Origin of the sequence: Arthrobacter pullicola, assembly GCF_014836875.1 — a bacterium.
Classification (GTDB): Bacteria; Actinomycetota; Actinomycetes; order Actinomycetales; family Micrococcaceae; genus Arthrobacter_B; species Arthrobacter_B pullicola.
Genome location: NZ_JACSQC010000004.1, coordinates 322,108 through 338,951 on the forward strand (window position 1 = coordinate 322,108; position 16,844 = coordinate 338,951).

Sequence of the window (16,844 nt, forward strand, 5' to 3'; positions counted from 1 at the left end):
TTGGAATATGGCTATCTTTACTGATCCGATCAAAGAGCACGCCGATTTCGGGCCCGGCGACGCGGAATGGCTGCACTTGCTGGTGGGCGACTGGCAGCTGGTGGCGGACCTCGCGTTCGCCGACCTGGCACTCTGGTTTCCGCTTCCCGACGGCAGCTACGTTGCCCTGGCGCACGCCAGGCCATCAACGTCGCACACCGTTTTCCACAGCGACTTTGTGGGGGAGCGGATCCGGGGTGACCTGCAGCCGTTGGTGGACGCGGCGTGGAAGAGCCAGTCCATCGAGCGGTCCAGCGAGACAAACTGGACAACCGACACGGCCATGCGGGTTGAAGCCATCCCCTTCGTCCGGAACGGCCGTACGCTCGCCGTCGTGACATCCCACATGGATCTTTCCAGTTCGCGGATGCCTTCACGGCTGGAACTGACCTACCGGCAGTGCGCGTACGATCTGCTGCGGATGGGCACCCTGGGACTGTGGCCTGACTTCGCGACGCCCACCGGTTCGCGCCGGGGTGCACCGCGCGTCGGCGACGGGCTGATCCGGCTGGACGCCCAGGGAGTGGTGCAGTACGCCAGCCCGAACGGTGTTTCGGCGTTCCGCCGGCTGGGTGACATGGAGTCGCTTGAGGGCCGGCCGCTGGCGGAAATCACGACGGCCCTGCTTAAGGACCGCCGGATGGTCGACGAAACGCTGCCCCTGGTGGTGACTGGGCGGATGCCGTGGCGGACTGAAATCGAGTCGAGGGGTGTCAGCCTGTCACTCCGGGCCATACCTCTGCGCGACGAAAAGGAGCGCTTTGGTGCACTGGTCCTGTGCCGGGATGTTTCCGAGCTCCGGCGGCGGGAAATGGAGCTGGTCTCGAAGGACGCGACCATCCGGGAAATCCACCACCGGGTGAAGAACAATCTCCAGACAGTTGCCGCGCTTTTGCGGATGCAGTCCCGCCGGATGGAAAGCGAAGAGGGAAAGCTCGGCCTGGCCCAGGCCATGCGCCGGGTCTCCACCATCGCACTGGTGCACGAAACCCTGTCGCAGGGCCTGACCCAGAACGTGGATTTCGACGAGCTCATCGACCGGCAGTTCCGGCTGTCGGCCGAGGTGGCCTCGCCGGCGCAGGGCGTGCGGACCGAACGGCAGGGCACCTTCGGGGAGCTGCCCAGCGATTTCGCCACCCCGCTGGCGCTGGTGATCAATGAGCTGGTGACCAACGCCGTCGAACACGGTTTGTCCGGGCGCGAAGGGGGAACTGTGTGGCTCAGCGCCGAGCGGCGCCGGGCGGAGGACAATGAGGAGACCTTGGCGGTGACCATCTCGGACGACGGGGTTGGTCTTCCGGCAGAGCCGCGCAGTGAGGGACTCGGACTGCAGATTGTGCGGACCCTGGTCCAGAGCGAACTCGCCGGAACCATTGCCTGGTCGCCGCGGCCCGGCGGAGGCACACAGGTGACGATTGAGATGGGGCTCGACGGCGCCCGGCGCCGGTAAGGATCCTCATCCCTGGTTTAGCCCGGGACACCGATCCCGGGAACAACGAAGGGCCGCTGCTAAGGCAGTGGCCCCTCGGATACCCAGGCGGGGGCGCCTGAGGAAGTCTTCTGTGTTGGACCAAGAACCTCGTGGTCCTTGTTGGGCTTCCTAGGAAGCCCGGCGTGCCCTTGCGGCACGGCGTTTCAGCGCACGGCGCTCATCTTCACTCATGCCACCCCAGACACCGGCATCCTGACCGGTTTCGATGGCCCACTGCAGGCAGGTATCGATAACCGGGCACCGGCGGCATACGCTCTTGGCCTCTTCAATCTGAAGAAGTGCCGGGCCGGTGTTTCCCACAGGGAAGAACAGCTCCGGATCCTTGTCCAGACACGCTGCGCGGCTCCGCCAATCCATGCTAATCACTATCTCCTCTGAAAAGTTGACTCCGTTTGTTTGTGAAAACATTCACGAGCAACCACAAACTAAAGGGGCCGGTTTCGGCCCCTGATCCCCTCTACAAGGGTGTCACGACAGGGAAACGCAAACAAGGGTTAACAAGCTGTTAATCTGCCGGAAATGATGAGTGATGCGTCACAGGGGTCCGTGGCTTCGGCAATGACTGACAAACCTGGACAGTGACCGTGCACCTGCCCTGATGCCTGTCTGGAAGGGATCAAGCCCGCTGGCTGGGGGGTTCCGCCTCATCGCTCCTCGACTATGTCCGGTAGTGTGCCAGTGTGTCAAGACCCCAAGATTCCACGGCTCCCGCGTCCCGTCCGGCAGCAGTCATCATCATTTCCATCGTCCTTGTCCTGGAAGCCGCTGGACTTCTGGGCGTCGCCGCCTGGTATGTCTACAACCTCCTGACCGCCACGGCAACCTCCCTCGGTGGGGCTGTCTTCAGCCTCATTCTGATTGTGGCCGTCGCGGTTTGGCTCCTGGTGGTGGGGCATTTCTTCTTCCGCGGCATGCGCTGGACACGGGCCGCGGCCCTGGTGTGGCAGCTCTTTGTGATTGTCATCGCCGTGCCGACTCTCCAAGGCGGAGTAGTCCTGGCCGGGCTTGTGCTGCTTATTCCTGCTGCCACGGTCCTGCTGCTGATCTTCACCAAACCAGTGATCGCATGGACCAGCGGCACCAATGCGGAGCCCAAGACCTACTGAGTGCGGGGCGGAATGCCCGTGCAGCAGGAACGTCCGCCAGCCTCGTTGAAGCAGGGACACCGTGGAGACACGTCCCCATTGGTCGGTCCCTGGGCCATTCCAGGCCGGTCGGCGCTGGGACACTCCACACCGGGCGGCCCCTGGGACACTCCACACCGGGCGGCCCCTGGGCCACTCCACACCGGGCGGCCCTAGGCCATTCCACACCGGCGGCCCTAGGCCGGGCAGGCGAACTGGGTCTCCGTGGCCTTCGTCCCGGCAATGAGATATCCCCGGCCAGGCCGGGGCGAAGCATCGAGGTTCAACCGCACCCCGAAAAACTCGCCATCTGACTGCTGCTCCGGAGCAAGAACCGCGCCCCTGGGGTCGGACCGCAGCCGTGCTGCAGCGGGCAGGCGGGAGGCAAGTCCAAAACCCGGAGCTGCCGCCAGAACCAGCCGGGCCCCGCGGTCGAGGAACTGGATCAATAAGGCATGCGCCTCCAGGGGCAGCCGGTCAGCGTCGTCGACCAGGATCAGGCAGTTGCGGACGTTGCCGGCTCCTGGGCCGCCTACTCCTGGTGCACTGCCTCCTGGACTGCCGTCTTCTGGTCCGCTGTTGCCGGACTCCGCCGTTTTGGGTGCGGGCTCAAACCATCCCGAATCGAAGCGGTGGACCTCCATATTCCGGCCTGCGGCACGCTCGAACTGACGCAGAAGGGTCGTCCTGCCTGACCCGGGTGGCCCAAGGACCAGAAACGCGGTGCCGGACGGCAGATATGCCTCGGCTGTGTCCAGCTCGTCACCGTGCAGTCCAAGGGGAAACCGGTCCGGGCCGGAGGCCGTCGCGAGGTCTTCCGCGGCTGCGTAGGCAGGCAGCTCCTCCACGCGCTGCGGTGCTGTTGTCCCTTCCGGCAACGGGGTGCGGACGAAGTCCGCAGGCGGCTCACCGCATTGCGCCACCGCGCCCGCCGGAGCTCCGATTCGCCCCTGGATAAAGGCCCGTCCCGGCACGGGTTCCATCGGCGGCATCCGGGGCCAGGCCACAAGCGCGTCATCCGGGAGGCCGGCAGGAAACCAGAGCCGGTTCGGGATCAGCTGGAAGAACCGTGCTGCCGGCAGTTCCCTGTTGCCGTTGATTACCAGGCAGACACCCGCTGCTTCGCCGTCGCGGACCAGGCCGAGCACTTCATCTTCGGCGCCCGTAAACCGGCTGGACCGGAAAGCATCCTGCCACCTGCCCCAGCCCGATACCAGGAGCGTGATTCCCGCGGAACTGGAACAGCCGCGGCCTTTTTGTCCGTGAGCGAGGCGTTGGAGGACGATACCGCCAAGGACACTTACTACCCGGGCCGCCCTGCGCGTTTCATACGGCGCGGCGTACGCCCCCGTCTGCGCATGGCCTGCGGTCCACGCGAGTGACCCATCACCATCAAGGACATAGAGGTGCCGGCCAGGCAGGGCAGCGAGGTGCTCGGCTGCCAGGAGGGCTGCGGTGGTTTCTGTGCCGGAACCGGGCGGACCCACTAAGGCCAGATGGGAATCCCGGCGGGGGTTCCAACCGAGCACGCCCTGGAACTGCTGTTCCGGCCGGTCTGCCAACCCCAGGATTATGCTGCGGCCCGGACCTGCGCTTCCCGGCAGCCCGGACCTGTAGGGGAGCACATTCGGCAGCGGCGGCTGGACCGGGGGCTGTGCCTCCGTAGGGCGGCCGGTGTCGGCGGCTGCGGAAATTACTGCTTCCACCAGCTCTTCAAGGCTCCTGCCGGGTGTGCTTCCACGCCGGTCCAGGGGAGTGGAGAGGTACTGGGCCAGTGTCTGGAGGAGCGGAGGAGGGCTGCCGGGGCTGGAAGCGGTCGAACTGACCTTCAGCGGGAACGGCGGGGCACCTGCTTTGCGCAGAATAGCCATTCCAGGGGAGGAAGCCGGGATATCCGCGGCGTCGTCACATCCCACAACGTCCCGGGACTCCGTGGCGGACTGGACCCGGAGACAGACCGAGGTGGAGATATTGGCGCGGATGTCCGCAGTGACCGCACCCTGCGGGCGCTGAGTCGCCAGCACCAGATGCAGGCCGAGCGACCGGCCCAGGACGGCTATCCGCATCAACTCGGTCACGGCCGTGGGCACTGCGTCCGCGAGCATCCTGAATTCATCGATAACAACGACCAGCCGGGGAACGGTTTTTGAATCGGGGGCGCTCCTGTTGAAGCCGTCCAGATCACTGGCCTCCGCGGCTGCCAGCAGCGACTCCCGGCGCTTGAGCTCGGATCTGAGGGACGCCAGCGTTCGGGCGACGTTTTCGCCAGACAGATCGGTGAGGAAACCCGCGGCGTGGGGCAGGCGGGCCAGGGGAGCCAGTCCGGAACCGCCCTTGAAATCGATAAGGAGGAAGTTCAACCGGGTTGGCGGGACGGCAGCGGCTAAAGAGGCAACGAGAGTCCGCAGCAGCTCGGACTTTCCCGAGCCGGTCGTCCCGGCGATGAGGAAGTGGGGTCCATCCGCCAGGAGGTCCAGGGACACCGGTGCCGCCCCGTGGCGGCCGAGAGCGGCCTTGGGAGACCCGCCGCGGGCCCACGAAGCGGCAATGTCACCGCTGGACAGAGGGAAGAGGCCATTGGGTGCGGACCGCCCCGCGGTGCGGTTCCGTGCGGAGGCAAGCAGCGCCGCCGTGCGGTGGAACGCCAGGGGGCCGACGAGGTCCGGACGAAAAGCCTGCTCTGTGCCGTCCACCCGGAGGACGCCGCCGTCTTCGGAGAGCAGGATGGAGGCAGTACCGCCGCCACCGTCAGCGTGGGAAGCGCCGGTAGCGTCTGCTTCGACGCCGACGAGGAAAACCACGGCACGCCGGATCGACTCGGGCAGCCCCGCCCGGAGAAGACAGGTGTCCGCAGCCGCTGAGGGAGGCGCGAGGACAATCAACGGTGCGTCGGAATTCTGGCCGGCGATCCCCTGGATGGCTGCGGCTGCGGCTGCGGAGTCGGCCACGCTCAGGAGCTGGACTCCCGGCAGCAGCCTTGCATCGCGGACGAAGCGGTCGTCTCCGCGGGACAGAACGATCACTGGACCGGCACCTCCAGGCCGGGACGAGGCCAACTGAAGCAGCACAGAGCAGAGCATTCCCAAGGTCTCTGCGGCAGGGCCGACAATCCGGATTCCGGCGCCGGACGCGGGGGACAGCGTCACCGGGACATCGTCCAGCCGCGGAGGTGCCCAGGCTTCCCTGGATGCCTGCAGCACAATGTTGGCGGGCAGGGATCCGGTCCCGAGGCGAAGCCCGGGAACCGCCTGCATGTCCGCGTTGCCTTCGGTGAAAGAGCGGGGCGGCTGGCTGGCCGGAGTAGGCTCAGCCTTCCGGTGGCGAAGGCCCGATTGAAGTACCGCCACAGCCAGGTCCCCGGGCGTGGGGTGGGCCAGCCGCCGCCGCGCTGCGTCCTGCGCCGCCGTCCGGGACACCGCAGCATGGAACCTGCGCCTCCTGCGCGTGAATCCCGCGAAACCGGCGAAGGCTGTGAGGGCGGTGATGCCCGAGAACGCGAGAAATATCCACATGCCGGTGGTCACCGCCAGCACAACGCCCAGCCCGAGGGCAATAACCGCTGCTGCGAGCATCCCCGGGTTGTACGCGCCGGGTGGCGGCACCGGTACCGTAAGCGGTCCGGAGGAGCCGGGGCCTGCCTCCGGGAGACGGGCGGAGGCGGGGACACAGATCCGGAACGTTGTGTTTCCTGCAAAGACCCGCGATTCCGTGGTGAGCTCCGCCGTTCCGATGCGGCTTCCATCAACCCACACGCCGTTCTGCGATGCCAGGTCGGTGATCCGGACACCTCTCGCGTCAACAGTCAGTTCTGCATGCAGGCGCGAAAGCGCCGGGTCCCTGAGCTCAATCGGAATGCTTCCGGCGGGAAGCGCCAGGCCCGGGCGGCCCAGCCGGTACCGGCCCCGGCGGAGCTCTATGACCCTGCCGGCGTCGGGACCGCTGTGGGTCACGAGAACCAGTGCCGGGGGATCCACTGCGGGCGTTCTCCGGGAAGGGCGCGGAGGTGCCAGGAGGACACCGTCGGGAAGGGCGAGGACCGGCCCGGACAGTGCTGCCAGCGGTTGGCCATCGGCTGTGTAAGGGCCCGGGCCGAAGGCCTGCTCCAAGGCCTCGGCAAGGTCTGCGCCCGCGGTCTGTGCTGTCGCGTTAATCACAACCGGATGGATCGTTTCGGACCGGTCAGCTGGGAGAAACGGCCGGAGGTATGAAGGCAACAGGACCGAAGCATGAATCTCCACAACATGCCTCCTTTGCGCTGATCGCTGCGTTTGAGGAGACGATACCGGCCATTCGCCGGTGCCCGGCCGGGTTCGCGGACTCTGTGGATAAAGGCAGCTGCCAGGGAAGCCGGACTCAAACCGGGTTGGAACAGCCGGGGTAGACTTCCAATCGGGGGAGTCTGTGAAGCTTTTTTGAGAGGTCTGTGTGTCCCAGGAAATACTTGCTACCCGCGAGCAGCAAGCGCCTCCGCCCAAGCGCGCGTCCTTCCGCCCTGAGGTCCAAGGCCTGAGGGCGCTGGCCGTACTGATGGTGGTGACCTATCACGTCTGGTTCGGGCGTGTGTCGGGCGGCGTTGACATCTTTCTCCTTATCTCGGCCTTCCTGCTGACCCTTTCCTTTGTCCGCAAGGTTGAAGCCGGTAAGGCGCTGGATCTGGGGCGTTACTGGCTCCACATGTTCAAGCGCCTGCTTCCCGCCGTCGTCGTCGTCCTCCTGGCCGTCCTCACCGCCACCGCTCTCTTCGTACCCCGGTCGCGGTGGAGCGAAATCCTGAGCCAGACATGGTCGTCCCTGTTCTACTTCCAGAACTGGGCACTTGCCTCAAACTCGGTAGATTACTATGCGGCAGATCAGAGTGTCGCCAGTCCGCTGCAGCACTTCTGGTCCCTCTCCATCCAGGGACAGGTCTTCGTCCTCTGGCCACTTCTCTTTGGCTTGGCGGCATTCATCGCACGCGCCACGGGGATGCGCTTCCGCCGCATCGTCATGATGATCTTTGGCGCATTGTTCCTGGGTTCCTTGGCTTTCTCCATCCACGAGACCTACACGAACCAGGTGCATGCGTACTTCGATACGCGGACCCGCTTGTGGGAGTTTGCCTTCGGCACCCTGCTGGCGCTGGCCCTGCCGTATCTGAAACCACACCGGTGGATACGTGTCGGGATGGGCTGGCTGGGTGTTGTCATCATGCTCAGCGTTGGGTTCGTCCTCGACGTCCAGGGGCAGTTCCCTGGCTACGTTGCGCTGGTGCCGCTCACAGCAGCATCTCTGGTGATCGTTGCGGGCCAGACCGAAAGCCGCGTTGGCGCTGACCGTCTGCTGTCTTGGAAGCCGCTGACACGGCTGGGGGACATTTCCTACGCGCTGTACCTGTGGCACTGGCCGATTCTCGTCATCTATCTGATCTGGCGGGACAGGGAAGAAGTAGGGCCGGTCGGCGGGACAGCGATCATAGGTCTATCTCTTGTCCTCGCCTACCTGACGACCAAACTGGTGGAGCGTCCGATGCGCTCGATGAGTTGGGCCACCCAAAGCTCTGCGCGGACCGGTTTGGTGGTGGCAGTGTGCGTCGCAGTGGTAGCAGCTCCAGTTACTGCCTGGCAACAGGGCCTCAAATTGGAGGCAGAGCGGCTGACCGCAGATGCAAACCGTAATTACCCCGGAGCTGCAGTGCTGGTGCCTGGCTACGAGGACCAGTCCGACCCTGACGTCGGTATTCTTCCGCTAGTGGGGGACGAGTGGCCCGATTTCGGCTCTAGCTGCCTCGAGAAGCCGAGCGCTTTGGAGAGCCGTTGCAAGATTGCAGGGACGACGGATTTCACCTTGGCATTGGTGGGCAGCTCACACGCGAAGGTGTGGGCGACACCGCTCATCTCTATGGCCGAAGAGCGCGGCTGGAACCTCTCAGCGTGGATGAAGGGAAATTGTCCACTGGCGCTTGAAACAGGGACAGTGGCCCAGGACTGCGTGGATTTCAACGAGGAGCTGGTTGATGAAATTCTGCGGACGCACCCGGACATCGTGGTGACTACTTCCTCGCGTACAGTAGTGGGCGGCAACGAATACGTCGACGATACCTGGAACGACGTTGTGAAGAAGTTCACCGAAGCTGGAATCAAGGTGGCAGCCATCCGGGATACGCCTCGGTTTGAGTCGTTTATTCCGGAGTGTGTGGACCGGAACCCGGATAACCCTTCCCTCTGCGGAATAGAGTCAGAGGTAGTATTCAACAGGGTCAACCCTGCAGAAGACTCACCGCCGGTGCACGGACTGGCTCATCTGGACTTCACAGACATGCTCTGCCCTGGGGGATTCTGCGAACCGGTCATAGGAAATGTCATGGTGTATTTGGACACGAATCATCTCACCGCAAGCTACCTGCGGACCATGACGGATGTGTTCGCTGAACGATTCGACCAGGCAATCCACGGACTGGACTGAAACAGGTCCCTCTGTGCACGCCCGCATATTGGATAATGTAGAGCGTCGTATCCGTGCTCGGATAGGCCGAACCGGAATAAACAGGAGAATTAAGTGAACGTTGACCTCGTAGTAGTTGGGTCTGGCTTCTTCGGCCTCACCGTAGCTGAACGCGCTGCCAAGGAGCTAGGCCTGAAGGTCGCAGTCCTGGACCGGCGTCACCACATCGGTGGAAACGCCTACAGCGAGAACGAACCGCAGACGGGGATTGAGGTCCACCGCTACGGAGCGCACCTTTTCCACACCTCCAATGAGCGGGTCTGGAACTACGTCAACGAGTTCACCCAGTTCACCAACTACGTGCACAAGGTCTACACCAGCCATAAGGGCGAGGTGTACCCCATGCCGATCAACCTCGGGACGATCAACCAGTTCTTCCGTTCCTCCATGGGGCCGGCCGAAGCCAAAGCGCTCATCCAGGAGCAGGCTGGCGAACTCGCAGGCACAGATCCAGCGAACCTCAATGACAAGGGGATCCAGCTCATTGGCCGCCCGCTTTACGAGGCGTTCATCAAGTACTACACCGGCAAGCAGTGGCAGACGGATCCCAAGAACCTTCCGGCCGAGATCATTTCCCGCCTGCCTGTCCGCTACACCTACGACAACCGGTACTTCAACGATAAGTACGAGGGCCTCCCAGTTGATGGTTACACGGCGTGGATCGAACGGATGGCGGACCACCCGAACATCCAGGTCCACCTGAAAACGGACTTCTTCGACCACGGCCACGAATTCTCCCGGGACACCACTCTGGGACAGGTTCCGGTCGTATACACCGGCCCCGTCGACCGTTACTTCGACTTCGCTGAAGGAGACCTGTCCTGGCGTACCATCGACCTCGAAGAGGAGGTCCTTCCTATCGAGGACTTCCAAGGAACCTCCGTGATGAACTATCCGGATGAGGACGTCCCCTACACCCGGATCCATGAATTCCGTCACTTCCACCCGGAGCGTGACTACACCAAGGATGCCACCGTGATCATGCGGGAGTTCTCGCGCTTCGCCGAGAAGGGCGATGAGCCTTACTACCCCGTTAACACGGCTGAAGACCGGGCAAAGCTGCTTGCGTACCGGGACCTCGCCAAGGGCGAGAAGTCCGTGCTCTTTGGTGGACGGCTCGGCACATACAAGTATCTGGACATGCACATGGCGATCGGCTCCGCACTTTCCATGTACGACAATAAGATCAAGCCCCACTTCACCGGTGGGGCCAAACTGGAAAGCGGAGGAGTGGACGCGTGAGCAAGGTGGACGCAACTGTCGAACTGCAGGCGACGGGTAACCGCAGTGCAGCAGGTGGGGATACAGCGTGGCATACCGTGCAGCGCGTCATCTTCCCGGACCAGAGCCAGATGGACACAGCTCTGCTGTACGTGGACACGGGGACAGCCATGGGGGCTGCCTTCAACACGATGGATGGCTCCATGACCACGGCGTCGAAAACCACGCCGGCCTCGGCGGTTGCGTCGGCAGCGGCTTCCCAAGGAGAAGTCCATGTTGACGATTTCACCTCCCGCACTTCGGGTCTGGCCCGCGCGGGCCAAAGACTCTCATTCGGTACTTACTTCAATGCATTTGCAGCAAGCTATTGGCGCCGGTGGACGAACGTCGAGAAAATCCGGCTCCAGGTAGCGACCGCGGGCAGCGGCGTCGTCAGCATCTACCGGTCCAACGCCAGGGGTTCGCTTCAGCACGTGGAGACGCGCAGGGTCTCCGGTGACACCGTTTCCACGTTCGAACTGCCGCTCAAGCCCTTTGGCGATGGTGGCTGGTACTGGTTTGACTTGGTGGCAGGTTCGGCGCCACTGACGCTGAACGCGGCGGAATGGCAGGCCCCGGGAGCGGAGCACACCCCCGGATCGGTGACCCTTGAAATCACCACCCTGAACAAGAACGAATTCTGCCTCAACAACCTCCGTATCCTGGCGAACAACCCCGATGCGCTTGCCTACCTCAAGGAAGTCCTGATCGTGGATCAGGGCACCAAGAAGGTCAAGGACGCTCCCGGCTTCGCCGAGATCGAAGCACGGTTCGGCGGAAAGCTCCGGATGATCCACCAGGGAAACCTGGGCGGATCCGGAGGTTTTGCCCGCGGTATGTACGAAGCCGTCCAGAATGACAGCGACTACGTCCTGCTCCTGGACGACGATGTTGTGGTGGAGCCGGAGAGCATTGTCCGGATGGTGACCTTTGCGGATCACTGCAACAAACCGACCATCGTCGGCGGCCACATGTTCGATCTCTACAACCGCACCGTGCTGCACACGTTCGGAGAGACGGTCAATCCCTACCGTTTCCAGCCGGACCACCCGATCAAGGAACAGGTACTGGGGCACGATTTCGCCCGGACCAACCTTCGCACCACGCCGTGGATGCACCGGCGGGTGGACGTGGACTACAACGGCTGGTGGATGTGCCTGATACCGACGAAGGTCATCCGCGACATCGGGCTGTCCCTTCCGGTGTTTATCAAGTGGGACGACGCCGAGTACGGTGTCCGTGCCAAGGCCGCGGGTTACAACACCGTCTCCCTCCCGGGTTCCGCCGTCTGGCACATTACCTGGGCCGACAAGGATGACGCCGTTGACTGGCAGGCTTATTTCCACAGCCGTAACCGGATCATTACGGCCCTGCTCCACAGCCCGTATCCGCACGGCGGCCGCGTGGTCCGGGAGGGGAGCTTCATTGACGTCAAGCATTTGATTTCCATGCAGTACTTCACTGCCCAGACACGCGTTATGGCCCTGCAGGACCTGCTGGCCGGCCCCGGGAAGCTTCACGAGATCCTGGCCCACAAGCTGCCTGAAATCCAGTCGATGCGCCACGCGTACTCGGAGGCGAAGTTTGAGCCCGATCCCGAGGCTTTCCCCACGCCGGGTGTCAGCAAGCCGCCCCGCCGCGGGCGCGGTTTCCAGCCGCCGTCCTACATCACCCTGGTTCCCTGGGCTGCGAAAACGATTGTCCGGCACCTCACCAAGCCGGTTTCAAAGACGAGTATCGAACGTCCTGAAGCACGGGTGGCGCACATCGACAACAAGTGGTGGCGGATGTCGCAGTACGACAGTGCCGTCGTTACCAATGCCGACGGTACCGCTGCTTCCTGGTACCACCGGGATCCGGAGAAACTGCGTGACCTGCTGGTCGAGGGTATGCGCCTCAATGCTGTCATCCTCAAGGACTGGCAGCGGCTCAGCGAAGAGTACCGTCAGGCACTTCCGGTGATTACCTCCCTGGAAGCCTGGAAGGAAACCTTCGACAAGTACTCGGAAGAGAGTAAATAAGCTTGTCCACTGGCGCACTGGAAACCCCGGGCCGGGGAGCGGGGTTGGCGGACGTGTTCCGCTCCCGGTTCCTGCTCAAGCTCCTGGTCTCCAAAGAACTTAAGGTCCGCTACCGGGGATCCGTCCTTGGACTGCTCTGGTCCTACGTAAAGCCGGGCGTGCAGTTCATCGTGTTCTACATAGCTCTTGGGGTTTTTCTTGGGCTGGAACAGAGCTCACGCAACCCCAACGGACTGCCCAACTATGCGATCTATCTGTTCTCCGGAATCGTGCTGATCAACTTCTTTACGGAGGCCCTGGGAAATGCTTCCCGGTCGATAGTCGGTAACGGAGGCCTGATCAAGAAGATCTACCTCCCGCGCCAGCTGTTTCCCATGGCATCCGTTTGGGTCTCGGGTGTGCACTTTGTTCCCCAGATCCTGATTCTGATCGTTGCGTGCGTCCTTAACGGGTGGCGGCCAGGACTGCTGGAACTGGCGGCAGCCGCGGCAGGGTTCCTGATCGTGGCCCTCCTGGCCACCGGCCTGGGACTGCTTTTCGGGGCCATAAACGTCTATTTCCGCGACGCTGAGAACCTTGTCGATATGCTGCTGATGATCGCCACCTGGGCCTCGCCGGTGCTGTACTCCTGGGTGATGGTCCGTGAACAGCTTGGTGAGACGGTTTTCAACCTGTACCAGCTGAACCCCATCACTGTTGGGGTCGAAGCGTTCCACTTCGCTTTCTGGCTTCCCACAACCGACGGCGCGGAAGCCATCCCACCGCATCTGCTTTCCCTTTGGCTGTCCGTAGGCCTAGCAATTTCGGCAGGGATCCTACTGCTTGGCCAACTCGTCTTCCGTCGGCTTGAAGGCCGTTTCGCGCAGGAGCTCTGAACCGTGGCAAACGCCATTGAAGTACGCAATATCAACAAGCGATTCGTCCTGCGCCATACCCGCTCGATGAAGGAAGCCTTTGTCTGGCTGGTCAAGGGGCGCAAGGGCGATCTGAATGAGAAATTCGACGCCCTGAAAGGGGTGTCGCTGGACATCGAGCAGGGCGAGACGGTAGCGCTGCTCGGTCTGAACGGCTCAGGAAAGTCAACCCTGTTGAAACACATCTCAGGTGTGATGCGTCCAGACAGCGGAACGGTAGGAACCCGCGGACGGGTCGCGGGGCTCATTGAGGTGGGAGCCGGTTTCCACCACGATCTCAGCGGGCGTGACAACGTCTACCTGAACGGCGCGATCCTGGGAATGACCGAAAGTGAGATCGACGAGAAGTTCGATTCGATCGTTGAATTCTCGGAAATCGGGCAGTTCATTGATACCGAAGTGAAGTTCTACTCATCGGGCATGTATCTTAGGCTGGCGTTCTCGGTTGCGGTTCACACCGATCCCGAGGTGTTCCTGGTGGATGAAATCCTAGCTGTCGGAGACGAACCCTTCCAGCGCAAATGCATCGACAAGATCAAGGAACTGGCGGGCGAAGGCAAGACCCTCGTGGTCGTGAGCCATGACCTGGATCTGGTTTCGCGTATCTGTGAGCGGGGCGTGCTCCTGGAACACGGACAAATCGTCATGGATGCTCCCGTGCGCGACGTGGTGGACAGAATGCGCCAGTAGATCTTTTTCCGGGAGCAGTGCCCAGGAAAACCAATCCGATAGAATACACAGGCGCCTGGCTTACGGGTGCGGATGGGGAGTGGAATTGTCGAGCAGCATAGCTGAAAATGCAGACGTCTCAGCTGACGCCGTCTTGGGGGAAAACACCAAGGTATGGCACCTCGCACAGATTCGTGAAGGCGCTGTTATCGGCGCCGGCGGCATCATCGGCCGCGGGGTCTACGTCGGCTCAGGCGTTCAAATAGGCCAGAACTGCAAGATCCAGAATTACGCGCTGGTGTATGAGCCTGCGTCACTGGGGAATGGTGTGTTCATTGGGCCGGGCGTCATCCTCACCAATGACACGTATCCGAGAGCGATCAATCCAGACGGCACCCTGAAGAGTGCCGACAATTGGGAAGCCGTAGGAGTATCCATCGGCGACGGCGCTTCCATCGGTGCCCGGGCGGTCTGCGTAGCACCCGTCAAGATCGGACGCTGGGCAACCGTTGCCGCCGGAGCCGTAGTGGTTAGAGATGTTCCCGACTTTGCTCTGGTTGCCGGCGTTCCGGCGAAGCGCCTGGGATGGGTCGGAAAAGCCGGTGTCCCTCTGGTGCAGGACGGGGCGCTGTGGAAATGCCCTGAAACGGGCGAAGCATATATCCAAGAGAACGAGACTCTTCGAGAGGCACACGTATGAACCAGGATTTCATTCCCCCAGCCAAGCCGATTATCGGCACGGAGGAGCGGGAGGCCGTTGACGCCGTCTTGGCATCCGGACAGCTGGCACAGGGAACAGAAGTTGCCTCGTTCGAAAGCGAGTTCTCGGATGTCCTCCTGGACGGACGTCCTTCAGTCGCAGTCAACTCCGGCACCTCGGGACTGCACCTTGGCCTTCTTGCCGCAGGTATCGGCCAGGGCGACGAGGTGATCGTGCCGTCCTTCACCTTCGCAGCGACGGCGAACTCAGTGGCTCTCACCGGAGCGACGCCGATTTTTGCCGATATTGAACCTGACTACTACGGGCTGGATCCGAAGTCCGTTGAGGCCCACATTACAGACCGGACTAAGGGAATCATGCCGGTCCACCTTTATGGGCACCCCTTTGACGTCCCTTCCATCTCCGCAATTGCGCAAAAGCACGGACTGCAGTTGTTCGAGGACGCGGCTCAGGCGCACGGAGCAGCCGTTAACGGCCGCCGGGTGGGGACCTTTGGCACCTTCGGAACCTTCAGCCTTTACCCCACCAAGAACATGACTTCGGGCGAGGGCGGAATGGTCACCACAAATGACCCGGAAGTTGAACGCCGTCTGCGGCTGCTGCGGAATCAGGGGATGGAACGCCAGTACGAAAATGAGCTGGTCGGTTTCAACTGTCGGATGACCAACATCCACGCCGCCATCGGGCGTGTGCAGCTCACCAAGGTGATGGGCTGGACGAAGCAGCGGCAACAGAACGCTGCTTTCCTCGACGCGAATCTGCAGGGCGTTGTGACGCCGAAGGTCGCTGCGGGCTATGAGCATGTCTACCACCAGTACACGATCCGGGTTACCGAGGACCGTGACGGGTTTGCCCGGGCGCTGCGTGAAGAATACAACGTGGGATCCGGTGTGTATTATCCGGTGCCGAACCATGAGCTCGCTCCGTACCGAGTCGCCGAGCACCTGCCGCAGACTGCTTCCGCGGCTAAGGAAGTCCTTTCCCTTCCCGTCCACCCTTCACTGAGCACGAACGACCTGGAGCGTATCGTCGAGGCCGTCAACAAGGTCGCAAAGGCAGGTGCCTAATGGCGAATCTTCGGGCCGGCCTGATCGGCCTGGGAATGATGGGACGACACCATGCACGGGTGATCCGTGAAATCGACGGCGTCGACCTAGTTGGCGTTTCAGACGCCTTCGGCGACCCGCACGGTGTCGCGGACGGGCTGAAAGTCTGCTCGCAGGTCGAGGAATTGCTGGAACAGGGCTTGGACATGGCGGTGGTCGCCGTGCCGACCATCCTGCATGAGGAGATCGCCCTTAAGCTCGCTGATGCGGGTGTGCATGCCCTCATCGAAAAACCGATTGCGAACGATTCCGCCTCGGGCACCCGGATTGCTGAGTCCTTTGAAGCAAAGGGCCTGGTGGGCGCCGTCGGGCACATTGAGCGGTTCAATCCTGCCCTGCAGAATCTGCGTGAACGTCTCGAAGCAGGTGAGCTTGGGGACGTGTACCAGCTCTCCACTCGCCGCCAGGGGCCGTTCCCGGCACGCATCGCCGACGTCGGGGTCGTTAAGGACCTGGCCACTCATGACATCGATCTGACTGCCTGGTTGACCCAGTCAGCTTACGTGGACGTCTATGCGCGGACCACGTCCCGAAGCGGGAGGGACCACGAAGACATGGTCTCCGCCATCGGTCACCTCGCAGGCGGCATTATCACCAACCACACAGTTAACTGGCTTTCCCCGTTCAAGGAACGTACGACTGTGGTTCTCGGAGAGCGTGGAGCCTTCGTTGCGGACACTATTTCCGCGGACCTGACTTTCATCGAGAACGGCACATTCCAAACTGAATGGGAGTCAATGGCCGCTTTCCGCGGTGTCGCGGAAGGCTCCAGCACACGGTTTGCGCTGGCCAAGCGCGAGCCCCTTCGGGTCGAGCATGAGACTTTCCGCGACGCGATCCTTGGTAAATCGAACTCCGTGGTCACCCTCCGTGAAGGCCTCGAGACGCTTCGGGTAGCTGAAGCCGTCCTCGAATCGGCCAATACCGGGAGCATTGTCACCCTCTAACCAGTGAGGCCTCTGAGCCGTCCCGACGCACTGCGGCGGTACAACCCAGGGGCCTCTACTTCGGACCGAAG

12 protein-coding genes are annotated in these 16,844 nt (G+C 62.5%); 10 read left to right on the top strand and 2 right to left on the bottom strand.

Features of this window, described 5'->3' with window-relative positions:
- Positions 1 to 7: 7 nt before the first annotated feature.
- Positions 8 to 1,489 (top strand): sensor histidine kinase, encoded by a 1,482-nt coding sequence (locus tag H9638_RS10330; RefSeq protein WP_191747091.1) that lies wholly within the window; start codon positions 8 to 10, stop codon positions 1,487 to 1,489.
- A 150-nt stretch (positions 1,490 to 1,639) separates the two neighbouring features.
- On the opposite strand, the gene H9638_RS10335 is transcribed toward H9638_RS10330, so the two are convergent.
- Positions 1,640 to 1,888, bottom strand: coding sequence for a WhiB family transcriptional regulator (locus H9638_RS10335; RefSeq protein ID WP_055239553.1), 249 nt, complete (start codon positions 1,886 to 1,888; stop codon positions 1,640 to 1,642).
- A 323-nt stretch (positions 1,889 to 2,211) separates the two neighbouring features.
- Here H9638_RS10335 and H9638_RS10340 point away from each other — a divergent pair, with 323 nt between their 5' ends.
- A complete protein-coding gene (locus H9638_RS10340) occupies positions 2,212 to 2,637 on the top strand; it encodes a hypothetical protein (RefSeq protein ID WP_318241850.1) in 426 nt (141 codons plus the stop codon).
- 215 nt (positions 2,638 to 2,852) lie between these two features.
- On the opposite strand, the gene H9638_RS10345 is transcribed toward H9638_RS10340, so the two are convergent.
- Positions 2,853 to 6,809 (bottom strand): FtsK/SpoIIIE domain-containing protein, encoded by a 3,957-nt coding sequence (locus H9638_RS10345; protein WP_191747092.1) that lies wholly within the window; start codon positions 6,807 to 6,809, stop codon positions 2,853 to 2,855.
- 271 nt (positions 6,810 to 7,080) lie between these two features.
- On the opposite strand from H9638_RS10345, the gene H9638_RS10350 reads away from it, so the two are divergent.
- From H9638_RS10350 to H9638_RS10385, 8 genes are all read left to right on the top strand, one after another.
- The gene (locus tag H9638_RS10350; protein ID WP_191747093.1) at positions 7,081 to 9,096 is read left to right on the top strand and encodes an acyltransferase family protein; all 2,016 of its coding nucleotides are present in this window, start codon (positions 7,081 to 7,083) and stop codon (positions 9,094 to 9,096) included.
- A gap of 93 nt (positions 9,097 to 9,189) precedes the next feature.
- On the top strand, positions 9,190 to 10,377 hold the full coding sequence (gene glf, locus H9638_RS10355) for a UDP-galactopyranose mutase (RefSeq protein ID WP_191747094.1): 1,188 nt from the start codon (positions 9,190 to 9,192) through the stop codon (positions 10,375 to 10,377).
- Positions 10,378 to 10,487: 110 nt separating this feature from the next.
- Positions 10,488 to 12,416: a glycosyltransferase gene (locus H9638_RS10360; protein WP_191747301.1), complete on the top strand. Its 1,929-nt coding sequence runs from the start codon at positions 10,488 to 10,490 to the stop codon at positions 12,414 to 12,416.
- A 2-nt stretch (positions 12,417 to 12,418) separates the two neighbouring features.
- Positions 12,419 to 13,291 (top strand): ABC transporter permease, encoded by an 873-nt coding sequence (locus tag H9638_RS10365; RefSeq protein WP_225217261.1) that lies wholly within the window; start codon positions 12,419 to 12,421, stop codon positions 13,289 to 13,291.
- A gap of 3 nt (positions 13,292 to 13,294) precedes the next feature.
- Entirely contained in the window at positions 13,295 to 14,020 is a 726-nt protein-coding gene (locus tag H9638_RS10370) for an ABC transporter ATP-binding protein (protein WP_191747095.1), read from the top strand.
- An 85-nt stretch (positions 14,021 to 14,105) separates the two neighbouring features.
- Entirely contained in the window at positions 14,106 to 14,699 is a 594-nt protein-coding gene (locus H9638_RS10375; RefSeq protein ID WP_225217262.1) for an acyltransferase, read from the top strand.
- The gene (locus H9638_RS10380) at positions 14,696 to 15,787 is read left to right on the top strand and encodes a DegT/DnrJ/EryC1/StrS family aminotransferase (RefSeq protein ID WP_191747097.1); all 1,092 of its coding nucleotides are present in this window, start codon (positions 14,696 to 14,698) and stop codon (positions 15,785 to 15,787) included. The genes H9638_RS10375 and H9638_RS10380 overlap by 4 nt, the downstream gene beginning before the upstream one ends.
- On the top strand, positions 15,787 to 16,773 hold the full coding sequence (locus tag H9638_RS10385; RefSeq protein WP_191747098.1) for a Gfo/Idh/MocA family protein: 987 nt from the start codon (positions 15,787 to 15,789) through the stop codon (positions 16,771 to 16,773). The genes H9638_RS10380 and H9638_RS10385 overlap by 1 nt, the downstream gene beginning before the upstream one ends.
- The last annotated feature ends 71 nt before the right edge of the window (positions 16,774 to 16,844 follow it).

What these genes read in the sequence shown, in the direction of transcription:
- H9638_RS10335 (WP_055239553.1), bottom strand. Translation starts at nt 1,888, where the DNA reads ATGGATTGGCGGAGCCGCGCAGCGTGTCTGGACAAGGATCCGGAGCTG.
- H9638_RS10360 (WP_191747301.1), top strand. Translation starts at nt 10,488, where the DNA reads ATGGACACAGCTCTGCTGTACGTGGACACGGGGACAGCCATGGGGGCT.
- H9638_RS10385 (WP_191747098.1), top strand. Translation starts at nt 15,787, where the DNA reads ATGGCGAATCTTCGGGCCGGCCTGATCGGCCTGGGAATGATGGGACGA.
- H9638_RS10330 (WP_191747091.1), top strand. Translation starts at nt 8, where the DNA reads ATGGCTATCTTTACTGATCCGATCAAAGAGCACGCCGATTTCGGGCCC.
- H9638_RS10380 (WP_191747097.1), top strand. Translation starts at nt 14,696, where the DNA reads ATGAACCAGGATTTCATTCCCCCAGCCAAGCCGATTATCGGCACGGAG.